The following is a 1103-nucleotide window of genomic DNA, read 5'->3' on the forward strand; positions in this document are numbered from 1 at the left end:
TTATGCGCGATCCAAAGGCGTTAAGTTATATATCGCGGTGAATACCTATGCCCAGCCCGAAGGTTGGAGTAAATGGCAACGAGCCGTTGATGTAGCCGCCGATATTCAGGCCGATGCGCTAATTTGTGCTGATATGGGGGTGCTGGATTACGCCACCCAAAAGCACCCCAATCTAAACCTGCACTTGTCGGTTCAGGGCTCTGGCACAAATGCTGAGTCACTAAGTTTCTACAAGCGCAATTTCAATGTTCGCCGCGCTGTGCTGCCACGCGTCTTATCACTCAAGCAGGTGGCGCAAGTTGCTAAGAAGTCGCCTATCGAATTAGAAGTCTTTGCCTTTGGTTCCTTATGCATTATGGCTGAAGGGCGCTGCTATTTATCTTCATACCTAACCGACCAATCACCCAATACTTGCGGTGCCTGTTCGCCTGCAAGCTTTGTTCGCTGGGAAGAAACAGAAGACGGCCTGGAGTCACGTTTGNACAATGTGCTAATTGACCGTTATCAGGAAGATGAAAAAGCAGGTTACCCAACCTTGTGTAAAGGCCGATTTGAAGTGGAAGGCCGTCTCTACAATGCACTCGAAGAACCAACAAGCTTGAACACAATTGGCTTAATTCCTGACTTAACAGAGATCGGCATCAAGGCTGTAAAAATTGAGGGTCGACAACGCAGCCCGGCTTATGTTGAACAGGTTGTCTCGGTTTGGCGCAAAGCTTTAGACAGCTATCAGCGCGACCCGGATAACTTTAAAGTGAAACCCCAATGGAGCAAGCCACTCGATAAAGTCTCTGAAGGCTCGCAAACCACTTTGGGCGCTTATACGCGCGCCTGGCAATAAACCCCGCAGATTTAGGGAGTAATATGATGAAATTATCACTAGGCCCAAACCTGTTTTTTTGGCCAAAACAGCGCGTTTATGACTTCTACCAAGAGATGCTCGACAGCCCTGTCGATGTTATTTATTTAGGCGAGACGGTGTGTTCTAAGCGCCGAGAATTAAAAACTGCTGAATGGCTAGAGCTAGCCAAGGAACTATCGGAATCAGGTAAAGAAGTCGTAATTTCCAGTCTGGCGTTATTAATGGCAGATTCTGAATTAAG

Annotated in this window: 1 protein-coding gene and 1 pseudogene; both read left to right on the plus strand. The window is 47.5% G+C overall.

Annotation, left to right across the window (positions count from 1 at the left end; translation table 11 throughout):
* On the plus strand, positions 1-841 hold an 841-nt coding region (locus tag A3729_RS20925; RefSeq protein WP_068634242.1), incomplete at its 5' end, for a peptidase U32 family protein.
* Between the two features lie 23 nt (positions 842-864).
* Positions 865-1103, plus strand: a pseudogene (locus tag A3729_RS20930) (U32 family peptidase); the annotation flags it as partial.

Source organism: Oleiphilus sp. HI0043 (assembly GCF_001634935.1).